This window comes from Streptomyces boluensis (assembly GCF_009908195.1).
Classification (GTDB): Bacteria; Actinomycetota; Actinomycetes; order Streptomycetales; family Streptomycetaceae; genus Streptomyces; species Streptomyces boluensis.
In genome coordinates, this window is record NZ_JAAAHS010000083.1 from 1 (window position 1) to 23739 (window position 23739).

The following is a 23739-nucleotide window of genomic DNA, read 5'->3' on the forward strand; positions in this document are numbered from 1 at the left end:
CCCCGACTGTGCACCGAGAGCGGAGAACACCGATGGCAACAACCCCCGAACCGACTGCCGAACCGACCCCCGAAGCGACCACCGGGCCGACCGCCGACCCCACCCCGGGCCCCCTCACCCTCAAGCCCGGAACCGCCTGGGCCGACGCCTGGCGGCGCTGTCAGGACGTCGCGCCCGAGGCTTTCCTCGACGACCGCGTCCGCAACCTGTGGGCCGCCGCCTGGCAGACCGACGGCCGCGCCCTGCCCGCGACCAGCCCCGTCGACGGCAGCCCCATCGCCGGGCCGCCCCGACTCGACGCCGCCACCGCCCACCAGGCGGTACGCGCCTCGCTCGACCAGCACCGCGCCTGGCGGCACGTCCCGCTCACCGAGCGGCGCGCCCGCGTCGCCGCCACCCTCGACGCCCTCACCGAGCACCGCGAACTGCTCGCCCTCCTTCTGGTCTGGGAGATCGGCAAGCCCTGGCGCCTCGCGCAGGCCGACGTGGACCGGGCGATCGACGGCGTGCGCTGGTACGTGGACCACATCGAGCCGATGACCGAAGGCCGCGCCCCGCTCGACGGGCCGGTCTCCAACATCGCCAGCTGGAACTACCCGATGTCGGTCCTCGTCCACGCGATGCTCGTCCAGGCCCTCGCCGGGAACGCCGTGATCGCCAAGACTCCGACGGACGGCGGCCTGGCCTGCCTCACCCTGGCCTGCGCGCTCGCCACCCGCGAAGGAGTGCCGGTCACGCTGGTCAGCGGCAGTGGCGGCGAACTCTCCGAGGCCCTGGTCCGCGCGCCCGAGATCGGCTGCGTCTCCTTCGTCGGCGGCCGGGACACCGGGGCCGCCGTCGCCACCGCCGTCGCCGACCTCGGCAAGCGCCACATCCTGGAACAGGAGGGCCTGAACACCTGGGGCATCTGGAACTACTCGAACTGGGACGCGCTCGCCGCGGTCGTCCCCAAACTCTTCGACTACGGCAAGCAGCGCTGCACCGCCTACCCGCGCTTCGTCGTGCAACGCTCCCTCTTCGACCAGTTCCTGGCCGCGTACCTGCCCGCCGTGCGGAACGTCCGTACCGGCCACCCGCTGGCCGTCGCCGACCCGGCCGACCCGTTGCCGAGCCTCGACTTCGGGCCGCTGATCAACGCGGCCAAGGCGAAGGAACTCTCCGACCAGGTGGCGGAGGCCGTCGACCGCGGCGCCGTTCCGCTGCACCGCGGCACGCTGGCGGACGGTCATTTCCTGCCCGGCCAGGACACCTCGGCGTACGTCCCGCCGGTCACGCTCCTGGGCCCGCCCCCGTCGTCCCCGCTGCACCACGCGGAGCCCTTCGGTCCGGTGGACACGATCGTCCTGGTCGATACGGAGGCGGAACTCCTGGCGGCGATGAACGCGTCCAACGGCGCCCTGGTCGCCACCCTCTCCACCGACGACCGGTCCACGTACGACCGTCTCGCGCCGCAGATCCGCGCCTTCAAGGTCGGCCACGACAAGCCTCGTTCGCGCGGCGACCGCGAGGAACTCTTCGGCGGCTTCGGTGCGTCCTGGCGGGGCGCGTTCGTGGGCGGCGAACTCCTGATCCGCGCGGTCACCCGGGGCGCCGGCCAGGAACGGCTGCCCGGAAACTTCCCGGAGTACCACCTGATGCCCTGACCCTGACCGGTCACGGGAACGACGAAGCCCCACAACCTCTGGGAGGTTGTGGGGCTTCGATCTGTGTCCGAGGGGGGACTTGAACCCCCACGCCCGATAAAGGGCACTAGCACCTCAAGCTAGCGCGTCTGCCATTCCGCCACCCGGACAAGGTGTCTGTCTCCGCTGGGCCGTGGCCCGCGGCGACATGGATAACAATACCAAGGTTTCAGAGTGCCTTTCACCTGCGTATCCCTCCGGGTGGAACCCTGCACGCTCCGCCAGGGCCATGGATCGTCGCAGGTGGGGCCGGGTGCGCACGGTACGTGACGCGATGGTCACGGCCCGCGTGTGCGGCGGCCCCACGGCTCCGCTCCGCACACGGAAGATCACAGGGAAGTGCACACGGAAGATCACTCCACGCCGACCCCGGCATCCGTGAGGAACGGGCTCGGCCGGCCGTGCCAGGAGACATGGAGGCCGTCGCGGGCCCGCGTGCACGCCACGAAAAGCAGACAGCGTTCGGCAAGGAGATCGGCCGCGTGCTGGACGGAGTCCATCGCGGCCGGGGTGATCGCGCTGTCCAGCGGGAGCGCCTCGTCGTGCACACCGAGCACGGCGACGCAGCGGAACTCGAGTCCCTTGAACGCGTGCATCGTCCCCACCCGTACCCCGGGCTTCGGCCTGGTCGCCTTCGAGGTCAGCGGGACGGAGGCGATCCCGGCGGCGGTGAGGTGCTCGATCAGCGCCTCGCACGTCTTGTGGAAGCGCGTGCTGATCCCGATCTCCTCGGGGAGTACGCCCAGTGCCGTCCAGCTCTGGATCTGCGCGACCGCCGCCTCGAACTCGTCCCGCTCATCGGCGGCCGCGTACACATGGGGGCGGTGCCCGTGCAGCGCGGAGCGGTAGCCGAGGAGGGAGTCGGTGCGGTTCTCGTCCTCCAGCTCCGCGATCGGACGGCCGGCGAGCAGGGCCGCGGACCAGCGGAGGATCTGCTGGGTGCTCCGGTAGTTCCTGCGCATCTTCGTCGAGCGGCCGGACACCTTGATGCCGAGGGCCTTGAGGGAGACCTTGGAGTCGTAGATCCGCTGGTGCGGATCGCCCGCGATGAACAGGTCGTCCGGCCCCTCGGGCACCGCCGCCCGCAGCAGCCGCCACTGCGCCGGGTGCAGGTCCTGCGCCTCGTCCACGACGATGTGCCGGTACGGCCGCCGCTCCGCCCCGTCGAGTCGCTGCCCGGTCCCGTCGAGCTGCTGCCCCGTCCCGTCGAGCTGCTGCTCGGTCCCGTCGAGCCGCCGCGCCGCCTCGGCGGCCAGCTGGAGGTACGTGACGACGCCGTCCCGCTTCAGGCCCGCCGTGAAGTGCTCGACGGCCTGCCACACGAGTGGCTTGATCCCGGGGGTGACGCGGCTGCCGCGCCCCGGCCGTGGCGCCGCCTCGTACTCCCGCAGGCTGGTCAAGTCCTGGGCCAGGACCACGTGTTTGTACTCCTGGGCGAGGAACGCGCCCGCGCCGGGCAGGCCGACGGCCTCGGCGGCCGCGTTCCAGCGGTTCGCCGCCTGCTGATTGTACGTGAGGAGGCTGCGCGGGGTCACGTCGGGGGCCTGGTCGACGACCTTCCGGGCGAAGGCGTCCACCGTCATGATGTCGACGCGCTCGCGCAGCGAAGGATCGTCGACGAGCGCCTCGATCCCCGAACGGAGCGATCCGACCAGGGCGTTGGTGAACGTGGTGAGCAGGATGCGGTCGCCCTCGCGCAGCCCGCCGAGCAGGTGGCGCACCCGGTGCAGCGCGACGACCGTCTTCCCGGTGCCGGGGCCGCCGGTGACCTGGGCGGGGCCCGAGTAGGAGGGGCGGTAGGCGACTTTGCGCTGTGCGGGGTGGAGGAAGATCCGCCACGCGGCGAAGGGCTGCTCCAGGATGTCGCGCAGTTCCTCGGGTCCTGTGACCAGGGCGACGCGGGTACCGGTGCGGCGGATCGCGGTGTCGAAGTCGTCTGTGTCGACGGGCCGCGCCGGGGTGGCCGCCGCGGACAGGCGCGGGGCGACGACGTCCCGCCACACGTCCTCCACGGTGAACCCCATGGCCAGGTACTCCAGAACCTCCCGCTGGTCCTCCGGGAAGCTCGGGGCGAACACCTCCAACTGCTCGGCGTCGGACAGGACTCGGGCCTGGCGCAGGGTGGTCGTGTCGATGCCGAGTGCGTTGAGGTCGCTGTCCGAGTGCTGGGCGAACAGCCGCTGTTCGGGCGCGGGCGCGAGGGTCTCGTACGCCGGGGTGAGCGCTTCGAGTGTGGTGATGTCGCGGAGCTCGACGGCTCCGGTGACGGCGTTGACGGTGGCCTTCCGCTTGACGGCCCAGTCGATGGCCTTGTCGTGCGGCAGGACGCGAAGCAGGACGAACGTGTCGCCGCTGTCGGGCGCGAGGACGACGCCGCGGATGCCACGGTCGATGCGGATGGTGCGTATCCGTGGATCGCGGGCGTTCTTCAGCGACTCCAGCTTGAGGCCCGGGTCCTTGAACAACTCGTCCAGGGTGAGCCGGTCGAACTTGGCCCACGCGGCCTGCACGCCCTGCCGCACGCTGCCCTGGAGTTTGGCGATCTGGGAGAAGAAGTCGAGGGAAAGGGCGAGACGGGGCATGCGGAACGCTCCACGCGGCTGTCGGCGGGTACCTGTCGCGGCGACGGCCCCGCACCGGCACGGCCCTCGGCGTAGGCCAGTGTCGTACGGGGCGTGATCTTCCGTCCAGCGGCAGCGGTCCGGTCGCGGCCTACAGGGGTCAACCAGGGGCGAGAACAGGACAGTTGACGGGCTCCGGTTACAGTCGGATCCAGACCGTCCACCACGATCCACCACGGGGTTCATGCCATGGCACTGTTCGGAAACGCCCACACCGTCGACCCTGGCAAGGCGCAGCAGGAGTACGCGCGACTCTTCGGACACGGGGAGCAGGTGTACGCGGCGTACGTGCTGATCCGGGACACCATCCTGTTCACGGACCGGCGGCTCGTACTCATAGACAAGCAGGGGATCACCGGCAAGAAGGTCGAGTACCACTCCGTGCCGTACAAGAGCATCACGCGGTTCGCGGTCGAGACGGCCGGACACTTCGATCTGGACGCGGAGTTGAAGATCTGGGTGTCGGGGGAGTCGGCGCCGATCGAGAAGACCTTCACCAAGGGCGTGAACATCTACGAGGTGCAGGCGATCCTGACGCAGTTCGTGGCGCGATGACACCGGGGGCGCCGGGCCAGGTGCCCTAGGGTCGTCCCATGAGTGAACGGTTCGCGGGGCGGGTGGCCGTGGTGACCGGGGCCGCCTCCGGCATCGGGGCGGCGAGCGCGGTGCGGCTCGCCGCCGAGGGCGCCGCGGTGGTGCTCGCCGATGTCGCGGCGGAGCGCGGCGAGGAGACCGCGGCCGGGATCCGCGCGCGGGGCGGCCGGGCCGCGTTCGTGCGGGCCGATGTCGCCGAGCCCGGCGACTGGGACCAAGTGGGCGCCGCCGCAGCGGAGTTCGGGCCGGTCGGCGTCTTCGTCAGCAACGCCTTCACCGTGGATGTGACCCGCGCCCACGAGATGCCCCTCGAGTCCTGGAACCGGCAGTTGGCCGTCAACCTCACCGGTTCGTTCCTCGGCTTCAAGGTGTTGCTGCCCCAACTGCGCGAGCGGCGCGGCGCGGTCGTGCTCACCTCGTCCGTGCACGCGCACGCGGGCATCCCCGGCCACCCCGCGTACGCCGCGACCAAGGGCGCGCTGGTCTCGCTCTGCGGTCAACTCGCCGTGGAGTACGGGCCGGAGGTGCGGGTCAACGCGGTGCTGCCGGGCCCGATCCTGACCGGCGCCTGGGACCGGCTGTCCGCCGCGGAGCGGGAGCGCAGCGCCGCGCAGACCGCCGCGGGCCGGCTCGGCTCGCCCGAGGAGGTGGCCGCGGCCATCGCGTTCCTCGCCGCCGACGAGGCGTCGTACGTCACCGGCTCCAGCCTGCTCGTCGACGGCGGCTGGACGGTCATGAAGGACTCGTCCTGAGCGCAGCCCTGTTCAACTGGCTTTCTACGCAAGGGAGTCGACGAGTTCCGTCAGTGCCTCGGTGAGCAGGTCGAGGCCGGGGCCCGCCGGTCCGCCGGGCTCCCGCATGTAGACGTCCCGGCGGATCTCCAGCATCAGCGCCGACACCCGCGGCTCGGCCCGGTAGAACTCCAGCGGTACATACGTCCCCGCGAACGGGCTGTTCCGGCCGGTCGTCCCGCAGCGCGCGAACGCCGACTCGGCGCGGGCAAGGAGCTCGGGCGGGGTGTGGAACGGGTCGGTGCCCAGGCAGACCGCCGGTCGCGGGCCGTCGCCGTGCAGCTCGTACGGCAGGCGGTGCGTGGGGTACGAGTGCACGTCCAGGATCACCACCCGGCCGGCCGCGTCGAGCCGCTCGCGTACGGCCTCGGTCATGGCGTGCGCGTACGGGTGGAAGTACCGTCGCAGTAGTGGCTGTTCGTCGAACTCCGGGGCGCGCAGGGGCTGTTGGCCGGTGGTGCGGGTGTACACGGCGCCCATGCCGACGGCCCGCATCTCCTCGCGCGCGTCCGGGAACCGCTCCGGGTCGACGACGAGGCGCGCGAGCCGATTGACGAACTGCCACGGGGTGCGGTGCGCGGCCGCGGCGGCGCGGGCGGCGAGGGTGTCGGTGTGCGCGTCGACGATGTGGTCCAACTCGCCCTGGAGCGCGGCCTCGTCAAGCACGATGCCGCCGCGCACCGCCCGCGGCACGGTCCGCGAGGCGTGCGGCACGTGCAGCAGGACGGGTGCGTCGGCGGCACCGGGGATCAACACGAAGGGCGGCTCGGCGGCGCTCATGGCATCACCCTAGGCGGCCGCCGCCCACCGCTCACTTGTCGGCGTACACCACCCACACCTGGCCCGTCGCGAACGGCATCCGCTGCCCGTTGGCGAGCGTGAACGTCGTACCGGACTGGGCGTTCGGCCGGCTCCAGCGCGTCGCGTAGGCCTTGCCGTCGCGCAGGACGGTCGCCTTGCCCTGCCCGACCGTCTTGATGTACGGGGTGACCGCGCCGTTGACGTCCCGGTACTTGGACGGCGGCATCGCGACGTGCTGGATCACGACCGTGCGGGGTGCCATCTGGCGGCCGTTGGTCTGCATCGCGGCCTCGCCGTCGAACGAGACCCGCCAGCGCTGTTGCGAGGACGACCAGCGGAAGGTGTGGCTCGCACTGGCGTAGCGCACGGTGCGGCTGCTGGTCTTCACACCGCCCTGCGGGGCCGCGCCGAAGCGGAATCCGATGTCGGCGGCGAGGCTCGCCTTCGGCGCCGACTTCAGGAGCGGGCCCGGCTTGACGAACAGGTTGTGCGGAGCCTGCCGGTTCTCGTTGCGGTAGTACGCGCCGGGCACCTTGCCGTGCGGCCGTACGTAGATCGGCGAGTTGTTCAGGTACTTCGTGAGCGAGCTGCGCACCCCGGAGTACGCGAGCGCCGGGCGGCCGAACTGCCGAAGGAGCTCCACGTCGGACTCGCGGGCGCTGCGCACCGGTCCGACCGAGTCCGGCTTGCGGCTGGCGTACACGCCCATCAGGCGGCTCATCCCGCCCTCGACCTTCTCGACGTACACGATGTCGGCCTTGTTGAGGTTGTGGTGCGGCCGGGCCCCGCGGGCGTTGTCGAACTTCACCGCGAGCACCTGCCCCGGGCTCGCCGCATTGCCGGTGAAGGGCGACACGTCGCCGGGGGCCGCGGCCGCCCGGCCGGTGTCCTGGGAGCCGGCGTCCTGTGCGCCGACCTCGGCCGCGGCGCCGAGTGTGAGGGTGCCGGCGGCGACGAGCGCGAGCAGTCGCGCGCCTCGCCGGGTGGTGCGGGTGGCCGTTGCAGTTCTCGCTGTCATCGCAGCGCCTCCGTCGTCCGTAGCGGGTTTCGCTGGCGCATGCCTTCCGCGCGGGGGAGGGGGGTGTACCGCGGGGCGGCCATCCAACCGGGCGCCGTTCATCCTTTCCGGCCGGATCCGGGGCGTGTGCGGCGCGGCTCCCCCCTTCCCGCGAGAGGCCCCGAGAGGCCCCGAGCGACCTCGCGCGACACGCCCGGAAGCCATGGAAATCAGCTGATTTCTGGCATTTTTCCTGGCCGGTGGAGCCGGTCGTGGAGCTGTGCGCAGCAGGCATGACAGGCGATGAGCAGGCCCGTACCGCGCGTCCAACCAGATGGCCCCGCCATCTATTTTCATGGCCTCGACCATCGGTGTGGAACGGATCACTCGATGTGTGAAGGAACGCGATGGGAGCACGGCACGACGCCCCCCGGCACCGGGACGACAGGACCGGCCGGACCGACCCCGAGCAGCGCCGCCCCCGGCGCTCCACCCGACCCGAGATCAGCCTGCCGCAACTGATCGGCGCCGCCGTCGGCGCCGCCGCCGGTATGACGCTCGCCTCCGAACTGCGGCTTTACGGCACCACGGCGGGCGCCGTCGTCTTCGCCGTGGCCGCCACCGTCGGGGCGCCGCTGATCCAGCTCGCGCTGCACCGCGCGGGCGACGGCTGCGCGGCGCTGCTTTGGCTCGCGCGGAGCTGCCGACGGCCCGGCGCGGCCGCGCTCCGCGCGCTGGTGCCCGCGGCCGTCGGCGCCCTGCTGCTCGGCGCGGTCACCGCGGGCGGAACGGCCGCCGTCGCCGCGCCGCCGTCCCGCGACCCGGCCGAACGCGGCAGCCAGGACAAGGCCGTCCAGGTCCGCCCCGAGCCGCGCAAGTCGGCCGGACGCAGGGCGAGTTGAACGGTCGTACGGAGAGCCGGCCGAGCGGGCGTGCGGCGGTGGCGCGGGCGGTCAGTCCCCGGTGCCCTGGTCCGCGCCGATGTTGCGGACGCGCGGCAGCGGATTGCCGAAGTAGTCGTACCGGGTGCCGTCGTCCGCGGTGACCGAGCCCGCGCCCAGGGCCGGGGAACCGGAGCGGAGCCGCAGGTCGTCCGGCGCCTTCGGGTCGGCCGAGCGCAGCAGCGGGTCGGCGTTCACGGCCTCGGCGTCACGAGGCTGCGCCGTGCGCCAGTACAGGTTGTTGCGGTACGTGCTCACCGTGTCCTTGATCGGCGAGCCGGAACCGGTCGCGGCGCCGACGAACACGTTGTCCCGGAACGTCGTACCCGTCTGCCCGTTGTTGGAGACGAGCGCGGTGTCGGAACGGTCGGTGACGACGGTGTTGCGGTACACGCGGGTGTCCGTCGACGGATTGCAGACGACCGAGATCACCGCGTACGGATCCGTGGTGTTGCGGTCGTTGACGCTGAGGTTGTCGTGGAAACGGTTGCCGTCCGTCTTCATCCCGGCGCCGTTGCAGACGAGCAGGAAGCCGCCCTCGTTGTCGTGGCTGTAGTTGTACCGGTAGACGTTGCGGTTGTTGCCGCCGTCGAAGTCGAAGGCCATCGAGTCCCGGGTGCCGTGGCCGCCGGTCACCTCGTTGTACTGGTACAGCACGTCGTCCGAGTTCCACGCCCACACCCCGGCGTTGTAGCCCGCCGAGCGCATGTTGAAGCCGTCCACGTAATTCCGTTCCACCAGCGCCTTCTTGGCGTTCTGCACCACGATGCCGTCGCCGCCCACGTCCCGGACCTCGTTGCGCCGTACCGTCAGACCCGTGATCGCCTCCCAGCTGGTGCCGGGTCCCTCCGGGTGCTCGGGGCGGCGGCCCCAGGTGGACGACGTGCCGATGCCGGTGCGGTCCACGTGCCGGACCGTGGAGTCCTCGATCCGCACCCCGTCGAACCGGGTAGGCACCTTGTCCCCGCTCACCACGAAGAGGATGCCGCCCGAGGGGTCCGGGTCCTTGAAGTCGGCGCCGTTGACGTCGTGCACGTCCACGCCGTCGACGACGAAGTCCTCCGCCACCCCGTAGTCGGTGAGCTGCACGAGGACGCCCGCGCGGCGCTCCGTGGTGGTGGGCGCGCCGGTGTTGGACACGTCCAGGTCGCGTATCTCCCAGTGCTCGGTGTTCGCGAGCAGTACGGTCGCCCGCGCCCCGCCACCCTCGAGGCGCGGCTCGGCGCCCTGCCCGTACGCGCCGAGCACGGCCGGTGCGCCCTCGGCACCCGCGCCCTTCGGGGTGAGCACCCCCGTACAGCTGGTGTCGCGTCTGATCAGCAACTGGTCGCCGGGGCCGAGGACTTGGGCGCTCGCGCGGGACAGCGAGCGCCAGGCGGTGCCCGGTGCCGTACCGGCGGCCGAGTCGTCGCCGCCCGCGCAGTCGACGTGGTAGCTGGTGCCCGCCGCGTCCCGCGCCAGCGCGGTGGCAGGCAGCAGCCCGGCGGCGGCCGTGGCGACGGCGGTGGCGAGGACGGCGGTACGGCGCAGGGGCATGACGCGCTCCGATCCATGAAGGGCGGCCCGACCGGGCCCGGAACCCGCGGGCACGCTACTGGGAACCGGCACCGCCCGCCCATGGACAAACGGGGCCCGGCCTTGGACCCCCGCACACGGGACCGGTGTCAGCCCTTCGGATGGTCGCCGACCGCCCCGTCGATCAGCTCACGCACGATGTCCATGTGTCCCGCGTGCCGGGCCGTCTCCTCGACCATATGGATCAGCACCCAGCGCAGCGACACCGGCGGGCCCGGCCAGGACGTGCCGAGGGCATCCAACTCCGTGTCCGCGACCACCGAGTTGGCGGCCGCCCGCGCCCTGCCGTAGAACGCGAGCACGTCCTCGGTGGTCTCGCCGGGCGCGATCCGCATGTCCTCGCCCGCGTACGCGTCGGGCAGCGGCTCGGTCGGGCGGTCGAAGGTGGTGCAGAACCAGCCGTACTCCACACACGCCAGGTGCTTCACCAAGGTCAGCAGGCTGGTGCCGGAGGGCGTGAGCGGGCGGCGCGCCTGCTCCTCGTCGAGGCCCGACACCTTCCATATGACGACATCCCGGTGCCGTTCGAGACTCGCGAGCAGACTCTCCTTCTCGCCCCCGGTCGGGGGTACGCCCAAGTTCATGCCCCCGACGCTAACAGCGGCCACTGACAACGCCGTTGAGGGACGTCACACCTTCGCGTACACCACCCACACCTGCCCCTTCGCGCAGTAGAGGCGGCTGCCGTCCGCGGTGCGGTACTCCGCCGGCCGGTCCTTCGCCGTGCGGCTCCACTCGCCGTCGTACGCACGGCCGTTGCGAAGCAGCAGCAGCTTTCCCGAACCGGTCGTCTCCGTGTACGGGGACACGTTGCCCCAGCGGTCCCCGAAGCGGGAGTCGCGGATCCGCGTGTACTGCACGAGCACCGTCGACGGGGTGAGCGCCGAGGCCGCCCCGTCGAGTTCGACCGTCCAGTGCTCCCGCTCCGCCGACCAGACGAAGTCGAACCGGGCCGCCGGATAGCGCACCGTGTACCGGGACGTGGGCCTGCCGTCCGTGGGCCGGGGCCCGACCCGGAAGCCGAAGGACGCCGGGTCGCAGGCCGCGGGGCGCGGGTCGAGGCGGGCCGGGCGCAGGTACAGGTTGTGCGGCGCGGGCCGGTCAGGCGCGCGGAAGAACGCGTCCGGCGCCTCACCGGGCGTACGCGCGTCGAGGGGCGCGGCGGCGATGAGCGGCCGGAGCTTGGACTGCGCACCCGAGTAGGCGAGCACCGGGCGGCCGTACTGCCCGAGCAGCTCGAGGTCGGTCTCGCGGGCGCTGCGCACCGGGCCCACCGACTCGGGCAGCCGGCCGGTCGCGTACACCGCGAGGAGGCGGCTGAGCCCCGACTCGACCTGCTCGACATGGATGAAGTCGGCCCGGTCGAGGCCGGTGTGCGGGCGGGCCGGGCCGACGTTGTCGATCTTCACGGCGAGCGGGACGCAGCCCTGCTCGCCGGCGCCGGGCAGTCGTGCGCCGTCCGGCCGCCGGGCCTCCAGGGTGCAGCCCGCGAGCAGCCCGGCGGAGGCCACGAGGAACGCGCGTCGTTCTATGCCGCTGCCCATGCCCTTCCCTTACCCACACGGGGACCGCGTCAGCCCGATGCCCGACCGATGCCCGACCGATGTCCGACCGCGGGCAGGGCGCCTACGGCCGGTGCGGACCGAGTACCTCCGCCAGGTCGTACCCGACCGGCTCGTCCAACTGCGCGTAGGTGCAGCTCTCCGGGGCGCGGTCCGGGCGCCAGCGGCGGAACTGGGCGGTGTGCCGGAAGCGGGCGCCGTTCTCCATGTGGTCGTAGGCCACCTCCACCACGCGTTCCGGCCGCAGCGGCACCCACGACAGGTCCTTCTTGCCCGACCAGCGGCTCGGCGCACCGGGCAGCCGGGCCGACTCGTGCGCGGACTCCTCCGCCCAGGCGGCCCACGGGTGCGCGTCGGCGGACTCCATCCGCAGCGGTTCGAGCTCGGCGATCAGCTCCTCGCGCCGCTTCATGGAGAACGCCGCGCAGACCCCTACGTGCTGCAGGGCGCCCGAGTCGTCGTACAGGCCGAGGAGGAGGGAGCCGACGATCGGGCCCGACTTGTGGAAGCGGTACCCGGCCACGACCACATCGGCGGTGCGCTCGTGCTTGATCTTGAACATCAGGCGCTCGTTCTGCCGGTAGCGCAGGTCGAGCGGCTTCGCGATCACCCCGTCGAGGCCCGCGCCCTCGAACGTGCCGAACCACTCGGCGGCCAGCTCCGGATCGGTGGTCGCGGGCGCCACATGCACCGGGGGACGCGCGCCCGAGAGGGCCGTCACGAGGGCGGCGCGGCGATCCGCCAGGTGCCGGTCGACCAGCGCCTCGTCCCCAAGCGCGAGCACGTCGAACGCCACGAACGAGGCCGGGGTGCGCTCGGCGAGGGTGCGCACCCGGGACTGGGCGGGGTGGATGCGCTCGCTCAGCGCGTCGAAGTCCAGGCGGCCGTCGCGGGCGACGACGATCTCACCGTCCAGCACACAGCGATCCGGCAGGTTGTCCAGGAGAGCCGCCACCAGCTCCGGGAAGTACCTGGTCAGCGACTTGCCGGTACGGCTGCCCAGCTCGATCTCGTCGCCGTCGCGGAACACGATGGCGCGGAATCCGTCCCACTTCGCCTCGTACTGCATGTCCGGCGGGATCTTCTTCACGGGCTTGGCGAGCATCGGTTTGACGGGTGGCATCACCGGCAGATCCATGCCGTCGATTCTGCTCGCCCATGGCCGCGATCGCCCGGTGTGCGAGGTATGTCCGGTACGCCTACCGTGGCTCGCATGGGCGAAGCGGTGGAACTGGAGGCGGGCGGGCGGACCGTGCGCCTGTCCAATCCGGGCAAGGTCTTCTTCCCCGAGCGCGGGTTCACCAAGCTGGACCTCGCGAAGTACTACATCGCCGTCGGGCCCGGCATCCTGCGCGCCCTGCGCGACCGGCCCACGACCCTGGAGCGGTACCCGGACGGTGTGACCGGCGAGTGGTTCTACCAGAAGCGGGCGCCCAAGAGCATGCCCGACTGGATCCCCACCGCCCACATCACGTTCCCCAGCGGCCGCAGCGCCGACGAGATGTGCCCCACCGAGGAGGCAGCCGTCCTGTGGGCCGCGCAGTACGGCACGCTCACCTTCCACCCCTGGCCGGTCCGCCGCGACGACGTCGACCACCCCGACGAGCTGCGCATCGACCTCGACCCGCAGCCCGGCACGGACTTCGACGACGCGGTCCGTGCCGCCCATGAACTCCGGTCCGTACTCGACGAGTTCGGCGGGCTGCGGGGCTGGCCCAAGACCTCCGGCGGCCGGGGCCTGCATGTCTTCGTGCCGATCGAGCCGCGCTGGACCTTCACCCAGGTCCGGCGCGCCGCCATCGCCGTGGGGCGCGAGCTCGAACGCCGGATGCCGGAGCAGGTGACGATCAAGTGGTGGAAGGAGGAGCGGGGCGAGCGCGTCTTCGTCGACTACAACCAGACGGCCAGGGACCGGACCATCGCCTCCGCGTACTCCGTGCGCGCACGCCCGCATGCCCCCGTCTCCGCGCCGCTGACCTGGGACGAGGTCGGCGTGGCCCACCCCAAGGACTTCGACCTCGTGACCATGCCCGCGCGCTTTGCCGAACTCGGCGACGTACACGCGGACATGGACGACCACCGCTTCACCCTGGACGCGCTGCTCGACCTGGCCGACAAGGACGAACACGAACACGGCCTCGGCGACCTGCCGTACCCACCCGACCACCCGAAGATGCCGGGCGAACCGAAGCGGGTGCAGCCGAGCAGGGCGCGGCACGCGGACTAGAACGGCAAACGCCGGAGGGGCCGAATTTCAGCCCGTCCGGCGTTTGAGGACGAGCCCGCAGGGCGATCGGCGGTGACCGAGTCGACGGTGCGGGGCCTGGTCCGGGATGAACCCCCGTACCGCTACAGCTCCTTGATTCGAATATCCCGGTACGAGACGACATCCGTCACCCCGTGCACCTGGAGCCCCACATAGCCGGAGGCGTACCTGCGGCCGTCCGTGCCCGGGTCGTCGTCGCGTGGGGGTTCGAAGAGTTGGCCGCCCGTGTTGTCGAACTCGTTGATCAGGGTGCCGTTGCGGAACACCTGGTAGTGCTGGTCGACCACCCGGATCTCGTAGTCGTTCCAGGTGCCCTTGGGGGTGACCCCGGCGTTCGCCAGGCCGACGCGGTCGAAGCCGTAGATCGAGCCCGTCTTGTACATGTCGCCGTCGGGACGGTCGAGCACCTGCACCTCGTGCCCGTACTTGATGGCGACCCACTCCGGGCGTGACTCCTCCGGATGGTCGTGGACCTGCGGGAAGCGCACGAACACACCGGAGTTGGCGTTGCCCGCGCCCGGTGCGTCGTCCCGCCACTGGAGCTTCAGCGAGAAGTCCTCGTACTTCCGCTCCGGGAACCACAGCATGCCCATCCCGGCCACCGAGGTGCCCGAGGTCATCGACCCGTCGTCGTTCAGACCGAACGAACCGCCGCCCACCTGCTGCCACTTGGCGAACGACTCCTTCGAGCCGTCGAACAGCTTGCGGTAGCCCTCCGTCTGGCCCGGCTCGCCGATGCCCGACTTCTTGGCCGCCGCGTACACCGTGCGGTGCTCGCGCGCGTCGATGACGCCCTCGGCGAGCAGCTTGTCGAGGACCTGGTCCACGTGCTTCAGGAACAGCGCGTGCGAGGACCAGTCCTTCTCGTCCTCGATCAGCTCGTTGATCGTGCAGCGGCTCGCCGTCATACGGTTGGGCACGCCGCTGTCGACCGTCCCGACGAATACCGTCGCGCGCTCGTCGAACTCCGGGCAGTCCGGCGCCGGGACGCCACCGCCCTCGACGATCGTGAACGCAGCCTTCCGCGCCTCGGAGGTGTTGCCCGCCTTGTCGCTCGCCCGGTACATCACCTCGTGCCGCCCGGTCCTGTCCACCAACAGCGGTTCCGTGTACGCCAGATAGGGCGCGCCGTCGAGTGAGTACTCGACCATGTCCACGCCCGAGTCGTCGTCCGTCGCGGACACCGTCACCGTGGCCTTGCCGACGTACGCGCCATCGGAGTTGACCGTCCCGTCGACCTTCGCGGCGGTCTCCGGCGGGGTCGTGTCCTCCGTCGGCGGGGCCACGACCGTGAAGTCGACGGCCTTCTCGGCGGCCGCGTTGCCCGCCTTGTCGGTGGCCCGGTAGCGCACCTTGTACGTGCCCGGCTCGTGGAGCATCACGGGCGCCGCGTACGTCTGCCACTCGCCCGCGTCACCGACCGCGTACTGCACGGTGTTCACGCCCGAACCCGCGTCCGAGGCCGCGACGGTGACCGTGGCCATACCGACGTACGCGCCGTCCGCGTTCTGCTCACCCGTCACCGTCGCCGAGGTCTCCGGCGGGGTCGTGTCGTCCGTCGGCGGGGCCACCACCGCGAACTCGACGGCCTTCTCGGCGGCGACATTGCCCGCCTTGTCGGAGGCTCGGTAGCGGATCTTGTGGCTGCCGACCTGGTTCACGACCACCGGGGCGGTGTACGGCTGCCACGCACCGGAGTCCCCGACCGCGTACTCGACCTTGTCGACCCCGGAGCCACCCGTCTCGTCCGTGCCCGTCACGGTCACCGCGGCCTGGCCCACGTACGCGCCGTCCGCGTTCTGCGTGCCGTCGACCTTCGCCGAGGTCTCCGGGGCCGTGGTGTCCTCGCCGCCGCCCTCGGTCACCGTCAGGATGCCCTGCATCGTGCCGTGCCCGGGGATCGTGCAGTGGTACAGGTACCGGCCGGGCGTCAGTGTCACCTCGGCGGTGTGCTTGCCGCCCTCCGCGTCGGAGGGGTTGGCGAGGATGTTCAGCGGTACGTCGTTGTTGTACTCGGGATCCGACACGTCGAACGTCAACGTGTGCGGCATGCCCGTGGTGTTGCCGGTCGCCGCGCTGTTCTCGAAGACGATCGTCGTCGGACCCGCCACCGCCGTGGTCGGCGCCGACAGGTACTTGTCGATCGGGTCACCGGCCGTCCAGTTCAGCACCTGCGCCGCCGCCGCACCCTCGTCCTGCACCGGGCGCGTGCCGGGATCCGGCTGCCCGTACGCCGCCGGGGCGGTCAGGCCGAGCACCATCAGGAGCGCGGCGAGGAGTACCCGTAGGAATCTCCGTCTGTGTCTCAACGGTCAGCCCTTCCTGGCCAGTTGGCCGGCGCTCGGGGTCGCCGCGCCGCCCTCGTAAGTGACCCGCCACAGCGCCGACTTGGCGTCCGAGGTGAAGAATCCGCGCCCGTAGTCCAGGACGTACAGCGAACCGTCCGGGGCGAACTTCCAGTCCATGAGGTTCTTGATGCCGTCGTTGCCGATCGGCACGATCTTCTTCAGCGACTCGGCGTGCACCGGCACGCCGCCCTTGCCGACCGTCTTCGGGTCGGTGAGCACCGCGTGCCGCGGCTGGTCGCTGTCGTAGAAGTCGCCGACGAACCACTTCCCGTCCCAGTACGCGGGCCACTTCACCTCGCTCGCGCTGTCCGCGTCGAACCGGTACAGCGGGCCGTTCATCGCGGCCTGCCCGCCGCCCTTCAGCCACGGCAGCCGGAACGTCTGCTCCTCCGTCTTGTACGAGGGCACGCCGTTCGCGTCGCGCGGGAAGTCCGGGCCGCCGCCCTGCGGCGAGTACCAGATCGTGTTGGACGTGACGGGCGGCAGCTTCACCAGGCCGTCGTTGTTCGGCGACTCGTTCTTCGGGGCGTCGCAGTCGTACCAGCCGAGCGGCTGCGTCGGATCGGGCAGATTGCGGTCCCGGTACGGCTGCTTGTTGCCCATGCAGTACGGCCAGCCGTGGTTGCCGGGACCGGTGATCGCGGCGAACGTGTCGTACTTCGCGGGGCCCCAAGTCGTCGACGGGGAACCGGCGTCGGGGCCGACCCAGCCCGCGAACAGCGTGTCCGTCTGCTTGTCGATCGAGATGCGCGCCGGGTTGCGCACGCCCATCACATAGATCTCGCCACGCGTCTTGCCGCCGCCCTCGTCCGTCTCGTCACCCGTGAAGAGGTTGCCCGACGGAAGGGTGTACGTGCCGTCCGGCTCCGGGTGGATGCGGAGGATCTTGCCGTTGAGGTTGTTGGTGTTGCCGGCGGTGCGGCGCGCGTCCGCGAACGAGACGCCCTTGAAGTCCGGCTCCGGGTTGTTGCCCGAGTAACCGTCGCTGAACCGGCTGGAGTTGTTGTCGCCGGTCGCGATGTACAGGTTGTCCTTCGAGTCCCACGCCATGCCGCCACCCGCGTGGCAGCAACTGTGGATCTGCACCGGCCACTTGAGCAGCACCTTCTCGCTGCCCAGGTCGAGCTTGCTCGTCGCGGCGTCGAACGTGAACCGGGAGACGCGGCGCTCCGCCATATGCGTCTCGCGGTTGATCTCCGAGTGCGGTGTGTAGTGCAGGTACACCCAGCCGTTCTCCTCGAAGCGCGGGTCGAGCTCGATGCCGAGCAGCCCCTCCTCAACCTTGACCAGCTCGTCGCCGCCGCCCTTGTTGCCGAACACCGTGAGCGCACCGGCCAGTTGGACCTTCTTGGTCTTCGGGTCGTAGACGTGGATCTCGCCCCTGCCCTTGCCGATGTCGGGGTTGTTCCAGTCGGTCACCACGGGCTGCGCGGAGTCGGCGCCGCCGCGGCCGATGTAGAACACCCGCCCGTCCTTAGCGGTGACGAGGCCGTGCGGTTCGCCGATCTGGTCGTTCTGGCCCGGCTGGTTGGGCTGCGTGAGGCGCTCCGCCTTGTAGTTGGCGTTGATCGCCGCCTTGCAGTCGGCCCGTACGAGCCGCGTCGTCCAAAGGAGCGCGCCCCGCAGATGGGCGCGGAAGTCCGTCTCCGAGTACGAGTCGACGGTGCCGCCCATGCCGGTGTAGAAGGACCGCCCGCCGTCGTAGTCACGGCACCAACTCACCGGGTGGTCCGGCCCGTTGGCGCCCTCGCCCGCCTTGTACGTGGCCTCGCGCACCCGTGCCACCGTGTGCACGTCGCCGGAGGGGTTCTTCTCCCAGTTCAGCCACTTGTCGGGGCGCTTCCACTCCAGGGGGAGGCCCTTGGTGGCGGGGTGCTGCCGGTCGCCCACCTCGACGGTCGCACGCTGCGCGGTGGCGCCGCTGCCCTTCGCGGGGCGGGCGCCGACCAGGCCGGTGAACCAGTCCGAGTACGGTTCGGCGCGGGCCGCGTCATGGATGCCGAGGAAGCCGCCGCCCGCCTCCATGTACGCCTCAAGGCCCATCTCCTGCTCGGGGTCGAGCACATCGCCGCCACCGGTCAGGAACACCACCGCGTTGAACCGGCCGAGGCGCTTCTCGTCGGTGAAAACCGAGGCGTCGTCGGTGGCCGTGATGGCGAACCGCTGCTCCTCAGGCCCGGACCCGCCGATCCGCTCGACGGCCTCGATCCCCGCGTTCACCAGCGGGGTCTCCGCACTCGCCGAGCCGTGGAAGACAAGCACCCGGACATTGGCGCCGCCCGGCGGGGACGGCAGCGACATCGTTGTCAGCGGAGCGTCCGGGTACGGCCGCGCGGTCGCGGGCCCGGAGGCGAGCAGCCCCGCGGTCAGGGCTCCCACCGCGATCCCGGTCGCCCAGAGTCTGCGGGATCTGTGTCTGCGTCTGGTCAACTCGCGGGAATCCACGGGTTTTTGACGTGGTGCGCTCCGCATGTGGCCACCCACCCCTCATCGTGCACAGCAACAGCGCCATGGAAGCTAGACCTCTTTCGGTGGTCCGCCAATAGCTATGACCGCGATGACACAAACTTTGTCCTGAGTGTGGATAAACGGGGACCCCGAAGCTACGGTGTGGCCGTCCGAGGGGTCCGGGTACGGTCGTCACGCCCTGTCGCCCCGTCAATCTCGTTACGGCCCTGGGGAGTTCGGCGATGACGGAAGCACGGGACGGGGCAGGGGCAGGGGCAGAGGCAGGGGTGGCGCTGGGCAGACGCGGGTTCAACCGGCGCCTTTTCGCCGGGGGAGCGGTCGTCGCGGCCGGTCTGACATCGATGTCGGGGGTGCTTCCCGGCTCGGCCCCCGAGGCCGTGGCAGACGCGTCCGGCACGGCCGAGGCCACCGCCGAGACCCGGCACATCAAGCTGTACGCCGAGAAGCTCGCCGACGGGCAGATGGGGTACGGCCTGGAGAAGGGCAAGGCCTCGATCCCCGGCCCCCTCCTGGAAATGGTCGAGGGCGACACCCTGCACATCGAGCTGGAGAACACCACCGACGTCGACGTCAGCCTGCACCCGCACGGCGTCGACTACGAGATCGGCAGCGACGGCACCCGGCACAACAACAGCCATGTGGAGCCCGGCAGTTCACGTACGTACACCTGGCGCACGCACGCCCCCGGCCGCCGCAAGGACGGCACCTGGCGGGCGGGCAGCGCGGGCTACTGGCACTACCACGACCATGTCGTCGGCACCGACCACGGCACCGGAGGGCTCCGCAAGGGGCTCTACGGCGGGCTGATCGTGCGGCGCGCGGGCGATGTGCTGCCGGACCGGACGTACACGATCGTCTTCAACGACATGACCATCAACAACCTCCCCAAGGGCCCCGACCTCAAGGCCACGGTGGGGGACCGGGTCGAGATCGTGATGATCACGCACGGCGAGTACTACCACACGTTCCATATGCACGGTCATCGCTGGGCGGACAACCGCACCGGCATCCTCACCGGCCCCGACGACCCCAGCCAGGTCATCGACAACAAGATCACCGGACCCGCCGACTCGTTCGGCTTCCAGGTCATCGCCGGGGAGGGCGTGGGCGCGGGCGCCTGGATGTACCACTGCCATGTGCAGAGCCACTCCGACATGGGCATGGCCGGCATGTTCCTGGTCGCGAAGCCGGACGGCACGATCCCCGGCCACGGTGAGCACACCGCGAGCGCCGGTGGCGCAGACCACGCCGGACACTGAACGGTCCGCACACACCCGGCGGACAGCGTCCGACGCCGATAGGCGGGCCCGCGCGACCGCAGACCGGAGATCCGCGTCCCCGCGGCGTTCCCCAAGCTTTTCAAGACGCCGTACGACTGGGACTTCAACACCGTGAAGCAGGCCGCGCTCGACGGCCGCGAACTGTACTGGCCGCGCGGCCGCACCCTCGGCGGCTGCTCGTCGATCAACGCGATGATGTGGATCCGCGGCCACCGCGACGACTACGACGCCGAGGCCGAGGCCGCGGGCGAGGACTGGTCGTACGACGCCTTCGTCCGGTACTTCCGGCGGGCCGAGCGCTGGGCGGGCGCACCCGGCGCGAGCGTCGCGCACGGCTTCGACGGGCCGCAGTGGATCTCGCCGCCGCGCGACCTCAACGCGACCACCCACGACTTCCTCGACGCCTGCCGGGACGTGGGCCTGCGCGAGCTGTACGAGTTCAACGGGCCCGACCACACCGGCTTCGCCATCACTCCGCTCAGCCAGCGCCGCGGCCGCCGCTGGAGCGCCGCCGACGGCTATCTGAAGGGCGCCCGAAACCGCCCCAACCTCCATGTCTTCACCGGCGTGCAGGCCCGCAGGCTCGCCTTCGACGGCACCCGAGTCACCGGTGTGATCGCCGAACGGGCAGGCTCCGTACGGCTGTTGACGGCCAGTCGCGAGGTGCTGCTCAGTGCGGGTGCTGTCAACTCCCCGCACCTGTTGCAGCGTTCCGGTACCGGTGACCCGGAGACCCTCGCCGAGGCGGGCATCACCCTGCGGGTCGACTCGCCGGACGTGGGTCGCCACCTCCAGGACCACCTGTCGTACGGGGTCACGGTGCACACCACCGAACCCGTCACCTTGACCGGCGCGGACAGCCCGGCCAACGTCGCCCGCTACCTGACCGGCGCCCGTGACCCGTTCACCTCGAACGTCGGTGAGGCCGCCGCGTTCATCAGGACCAGGCCCGAACTCGACACGCCTGACATCGAGTTGGTGTACGCGCCGGTGCCGTTCGTCGACCACGGCCTGGTCCCGCCGACCGAACACGGCATCACCATCGGCGTGGTGCTGCTCCAGCCCGGCAGTACGGGCCGCATCACGCCGGGCGCCACCGATGCCGCCGACCCGCGCATCGACCCCGGCTACCTCACGGACCCGGATGACCTCGACACGCTCATCGCCGGGGTGCGCCGCGCGGAGGAACTCCTCGCCCGCTCGGCCCTCGCCCGGCGCACGGCAGGGCCGCTCGGCAAGTACCCGGGCGTCGTCGACGCTTCCGTCATGCCGCGCATCACCCGTGGCCACACCAACGCCCCCACGATCGCCCTCGCGGAGAAGGCCGCGGAGATGATCCTGGAGGACCGGCGGGGCTGAACCGGGAGCCCGTGCGGCCGGGCCGCTGAGAGCGCTCTTAACGGGGCGGCGCGATGGCTATCCTGACGGCACCCGCCGTACGCCGCCGCCCCGAGGAGCCGCCACGTGACCGAGCCGTCGAGCGCAGCGCACCGCCCCACCCTCGAGGCGGTCGCGGACCGTGCCGGGGTCTCCCGCGCCACCGTCTCCCGCGTCGTCAACGGCGGTGCGGGCGTACGGAGTTCACTCGCCGAGAAGGTGCTCCGCGCGGTCGACGAACTCGGCTACGTACCGAACCAGGCGGCCCGTTCCCTCGTCACCCGGCGGCACGACGCGGTCGCCGTGGTGATCGCCGAACCCGAGACGCGGGTCTTCACCGACCCGTTCTTCGCCCAGCAGTTGCGCGGCATCAGCAAGGAACTCACCGCGCACGACTCGCAGTTGGTGCTCCTCCTGGTGGAGGGCAGGGGTGACTACGCGCGTGTGGGGCGCTATCTCGCGGGCGGGCACGTCGACGGGGCGCTCGTGTTCTCGGTGCACCTCGACGACGAACTCCCGGACATCGTCCGCAGGTCGGCGCTGCCCACCGTGTTCGGCGGCCGCCCCGACGGCGGCGCCCCGCACACCCCGTACGTCGACTGTGACAACCGGGGCGGCGCCCGTGAGGCCGTACGGCATCTGCGTTCGCTCGGCCGGGAGCGGATAGCGCACATCGCCGGGCCGCTCGACCAGACCTCCGCGATGGACCGGCTCGACGGCTACCGCGACGTACTGCCGGACGCCGAACCGGAGTTGATCGCGCGCGGCGACTTCACCCCGGCCGGGGGCGAGCGCGCCATGCGGGAACTGCTCGACCGCTGCCCCGACGTCGACGGGGTGTTCGCCGCCAACGACCTCACCGCGGCCGGGGCGCTGCGGGTGCTCGGTGAGGCCGGGCGGCGGGTGCCCGAGGACGTGGCGGTGGTCGGCTTCGACGACATGGAGCCGGTCGCCGAGCAGACGAGCCCGCCGCTGACCACCGTGCGCCAGGACATCGAGGAGATGGGCCGCCTGATGGCGCGGCTGCTGCTTCGCGGCCTGGAGCGGGGCGGCGCCCTGGCGGGGGATCCCCTGGACACCGCCCCGTCGTCGGTGATCACCCCGACCGCGCTCGTCCGGCGGGCCTCGGCCTGAGCACCCTCCCCCAGCCTCCGGCCGGGAGGTGCCCCTGCCCCGCGCGGCTCAGGAGCCGACGGACACCGTGAACCGCCGCGGGTTCCCGTCGTGCGCGGCACCCGACACGTCCGGCTCCCCGTCGGGACGCACGTCGTCGTACGGGAAGGCGTACCCGATGGGGGAGTTGGCGTGCACCACGCGCGCCCAGTGGTTGGTGTCCGCTTCCTTGTAGTAGTCGGCGGCGGTGGCGCCGTTGGGCTGCTCGGGGTGGGTCAGCATGATGCCCCGGTTGAAGCCCGCGGCGAGCCGGGCGAGCAGGCCCTTCTTGTCGTCGGGGTCGTCCGGGTTGTTGGCGAACGGCCCGTGGTTGCAGGTGAAGATGTCCTTCGAGGTGGGCTTGGTGAAGGTGTGCCCGCCGTCGAAGGTGAGGGTGTCCCCGCTGACCCGGCCGGCCTTGACGCCCCGGCCGCCCTGCAGGTCGATCCGTAGATCGGTGGAGCGGTACTTGTCCCAGACCTGGTCGATGTAGCCGTTGAACAGGTCGCGGAAGGGCATCTCGTCGGGCCGGTCGAACCAGGGTGCCATCAGGTTCTGCGGCGAGATCACCCGCAGCACGCTGTCGCCCTCGCCGCGGATGACCAGCTGGTCCCACGGCTGCCCGTCCTTCGCGGCCTGCGCCACGAGATCGTCGGCGATCTTCTGCACCGCCCCGTCCGGCAGCGGCGCCACCTCGTGCGTACCGTCGCCCTCCAGCTTCAGCCCGATCGGCAGCGCGGTCACCAGGTCGACGTAGCTGATGTTGGCGTACAACTGCTGTGGGTTGAAGGTGAATTCGCAGAACGACCAGGTGCGCCCGTAGTTGGGGTCCTCCTCGGTCGCGAAGGCGGGTTCGACCAGGGACGGGCCCGGGTTGAGGAAGAAGTCCAGCTTGTCGTCCCGTACGAAGTAGACGCGGGCGCCGAACATTTGAGGGAGCGTCAGGACCACCGGCTCGTCGCCGGGCCCGCCCAGCGGGATGGCGCAGTCGACGGGCAGCGGGGTCTGCGGCGCGGCCGGCGAGTCGGGCCGGTACACACCGCCGTCCGGCTTCAGCAGCACCCAACGGTCGGTGCCCTGCTCGTGCCCGGTCACATATGCGTGCACGGTGCCGCTCAACGAGGTGTTGCTCAGGGCGAGTTCACAGGTCTCGGGGGCGGCCTTGGCACTCGGACTGAGAGCGCTTCCCCAGAGGGGGTAGGTCAACGCGGTCGCGGTACCGGCGGTGGCGGTCAAGAACACTCGGCGAGATATCACGGAGTCTCCTGGGGTGTGGGGGAACG

Annotated in this window: 18 protein-coding genes and 1 tRNA gene; 8 read left to right on the forward strand and 11 right to left on the reverse strand. The window is 71.2% G+C overall.

Features of this window, described 5'->3' with window-relative positions; all coding sequences use genetic code 11:
- Positions 1–32 precede the first annotated feature (32 nt).
- Positions 33–1643: an aldehyde dehydrogenase family protein gene (locus GUY60_RS13510; protein ID WP_161697344.1), complete on the forward strand. Its 1611-nt coding sequence runs from the start codon at positions 33–35 to the stop codon at positions 1641–1643.
- Positions 1644–1707: 64 nt separating this feature from the next.
- On the opposite strand, the gene GUY60_RS13515 is transcribed toward GUY60_RS13510, so the two are convergent.
- Both GUY60_RS13515 and GUY60_RS13520 read right to left on the reverse strand, forming a co-directional pair.
- A tRNA-Leu gene (locus tag GUY60_RS13515) sits at positions 1708–1792 on the reverse strand.
- Positions 1793–2035: 243 nt separating this feature from the next.
- Positions 2036–4264, reverse strand: a complete 2229-nt coding sequence (locus tag GUY60_RS13520; protein ID WP_161697345.1) for a UvrD-helicase domain-containing protein — start codon at positions 4262–4264, stop codon at positions 2036–2038.
- Between the two features lie 228 nt (positions 4265–4492).
- Here GUY60_RS13520 and GUY60_RS13525 point away from each other — a divergent pair, with 228 nt between their 5' ends.
- Together GUY60_RS13525 and GUY60_RS13530 are read left to right on the forward strand one after the other, a co-directional pair.
- Positions 4493–4858 (forward strand): PH domain-containing protein, encoded by a 366-nt coding sequence (locus GUY60_RS13525; RefSeq protein WP_161697346.1) that lies wholly within the window; start codon positions 4493–4495, stop codon positions 4856–4858.
- Between the two features lie 38 nt (positions 4859–4896).
- A complete protein-coding gene (locus GUY60_RS13530; RefSeq protein WP_161697348.1) occupies positions 4897–5649 on the forward strand; it encodes an SDR family NAD(P)-dependent oxidoreductase in 753 nt (250 codons plus the stop codon).
- A gap of 24 nt (positions 5650–5673) precedes the next feature.
- Here GUY60_RS13530 and GUY60_RS13535 read toward each other — a convergent pair whose 3' ends face one another.
- Both GUY60_RS13535 and GUY60_RS13540 read right to left on the reverse strand, forming a co-directional pair.
- Entirely contained in the window at positions 5674–6468 is a 795-nt protein-coding gene (locus GUY60_RS13535; protein WP_161697350.1) for an N-formylglutamate amidohydrolase, read from the reverse strand.
- A 31-nt stretch (positions 6469–6499) separates the two neighbouring features.
- Positions 6500–7507, reverse strand: coding sequence for a DUF3048 domain-containing protein (locus tag GUY60_RS13540; RefSeq protein WP_161697352.1), 1008 nt, complete (start codon positions 7505–7507; stop codon positions 6500–6502).
- A 386-nt stretch (positions 7508–7893) separates the two neighbouring features.
- On the opposite strand from GUY60_RS13540, the gene GUY60_RS13545 reads away from it, so the two are divergent.
- The gene (locus GUY60_RS13545; protein ID WP_161697354.1) at positions 7894–8388 is read left to right on the forward strand and encodes a hypothetical protein; all 495 of its coding nucleotides are present in this window, start codon (positions 7894–7896) and stop codon (positions 8386–8388) included.
- A 51-nt stretch (positions 8389–8439) separates the two neighbouring features.
- On the opposite strand, the gene GUY60_RS13550 is transcribed toward GUY60_RS13545, so the two are convergent.
- The 4 genes from GUY60_RS13550 to GUY60_RS13565 all read right to left on the reverse strand — a co-directional run bounded on the left by GUY60_RS13550 (position 8440) and on the right by GUY60_RS13565 (position 12702).
- Positions 8440–9963 carry a right-handed parallel beta-helix repeat-containing protein gene (locus tag GUY60_RS13550; protein ID WP_161697356.1) on the reverse strand — a complete coding sequence of 508 codons (1524 nt, stop codon included), beginning with the start codon at positions 9961–9963 and terminating at the stop codon, positions 8440–8442.
- 128 nt (positions 9964–10091) lie between these two features.
- A complete protein-coding gene (locus GUY60_RS13555; RefSeq protein ID WP_161697358.1) occupies positions 10092–10586 on the reverse strand; it encodes a DinB family protein in 495 nt (164 codons plus the stop codon).
- A 45-nt stretch (positions 10587–10631) separates the two neighbouring features.
- The gene (locus tag GUY60_RS13560) at positions 10632–11546 is read right to left on the reverse strand and encodes a DUF3048 domain-containing protein (RefSeq protein ID WP_161697360.1); all 915 of its coding nucleotides are present in this window, start codon (positions 11544–11546) and stop codon (positions 10632–10634) included.
- An 82-nt stretch (positions 11547–11628) separates the two neighbouring features.
- On the reverse strand, positions 11629–12702 hold the full coding sequence (locus GUY60_RS13565) for an ATP-dependent DNA ligase (protein WP_161697362.1): 1074 nt from the start codon (positions 12700–12702) through the stop codon (positions 11629–11631).
- Positions 12703–12777: 75 nt separating this feature from the next.
- Here GUY60_RS13565 and ligD point away from each other — a divergent pair, with 75 nt between their 5' ends.
- Positions 12778–13791 carry a non-homologous end-joining DNA ligase gene (gene ligD / locus GUY60_RS13570; RefSeq protein WP_161697364.1) on the forward strand — a complete coding sequence of 338 codons (1014 nt, stop codon included), beginning with the start codon at positions 12778–12780 and terminating at the stop codon, positions 13789–13791.
- A 122-nt stretch (positions 13792–13913) separates the two neighbouring features.
- Here ligD and GUY60_RS13575 read toward each other — a convergent pair whose 3' ends face one another.
- Both GUY60_RS13575 and GUY60_RS13580 read right to left on the reverse strand, forming a co-directional pair.
- Complete coding sequence (locus GUY60_RS13575; protein ID WP_161697370.1) at positions 13914–16091, reverse strand: OmpL47-type beta-barrel domain-containing protein; 2178 nt, start codon at positions 16089–16091, stop codon at positions 13914–13916.
- Positions 16092–16142: 51 nt separating this feature from the next.
- Positions 16143–18563, reverse strand: coding sequence for a ThuA domain-containing protein (locus GUY60_RS13580; protein WP_161697372.1), 2421 nt, complete (start codon positions 18561–18563; stop codon positions 16143–16145).
- A gap of 356 nt (positions 18564–18919) precedes the next feature.
- Here GUY60_RS13580 and GUY60_RS13585 point away from each other — a divergent pair, with 356 nt between their 5' ends.
- From GUY60_RS13585 to GUY60_RS13595, 3 genes are all read left to right on the forward strand, one after another.
- Positions 18920–19906, forward strand: coding sequence for a multicopper oxidase domain-containing protein (locus tag GUY60_RS13585; protein ID WP_161697374.1), 987 nt, complete (start codon positions 18920–18922; stop codon positions 19904–19906).
- Between the two features lie 132 nt (positions 19907–20038).
- On the forward strand, positions 20039–21286 hold the full coding sequence (locus tag GUY60_RS39925; RefSeq protein ID WP_376771216.1) for a GMC family oxidoreductase: 1248 nt from the start codon (positions 20039–20041) through the stop codon (positions 21284–21286).
- A 105-nt stretch (positions 21287–21391) separates the two neighbouring features.
- Positions 21392–22438, forward strand: coding sequence for a LacI family DNA-binding transcriptional regulator (locus tag GUY60_RS13595; RefSeq protein WP_161697366.1), 1047 nt, complete (start codon positions 21392–21394; stop codon positions 22436–22438).
- Between the two features lie 48 nt (positions 22439–22486).
- Here GUY60_RS13595 and GUY60_RS13600 read toward each other — a convergent pair whose 3' ends face one another.
- Entirely contained in the window at positions 22487–23713 is a 1227-nt protein-coding gene (locus GUY60_RS13600; protein ID WP_161697368.1) for a glycoside hydrolase family 64 protein, read from the reverse strand.
- Positions 23714–23739: the final 26 nt, after the last annotated feature.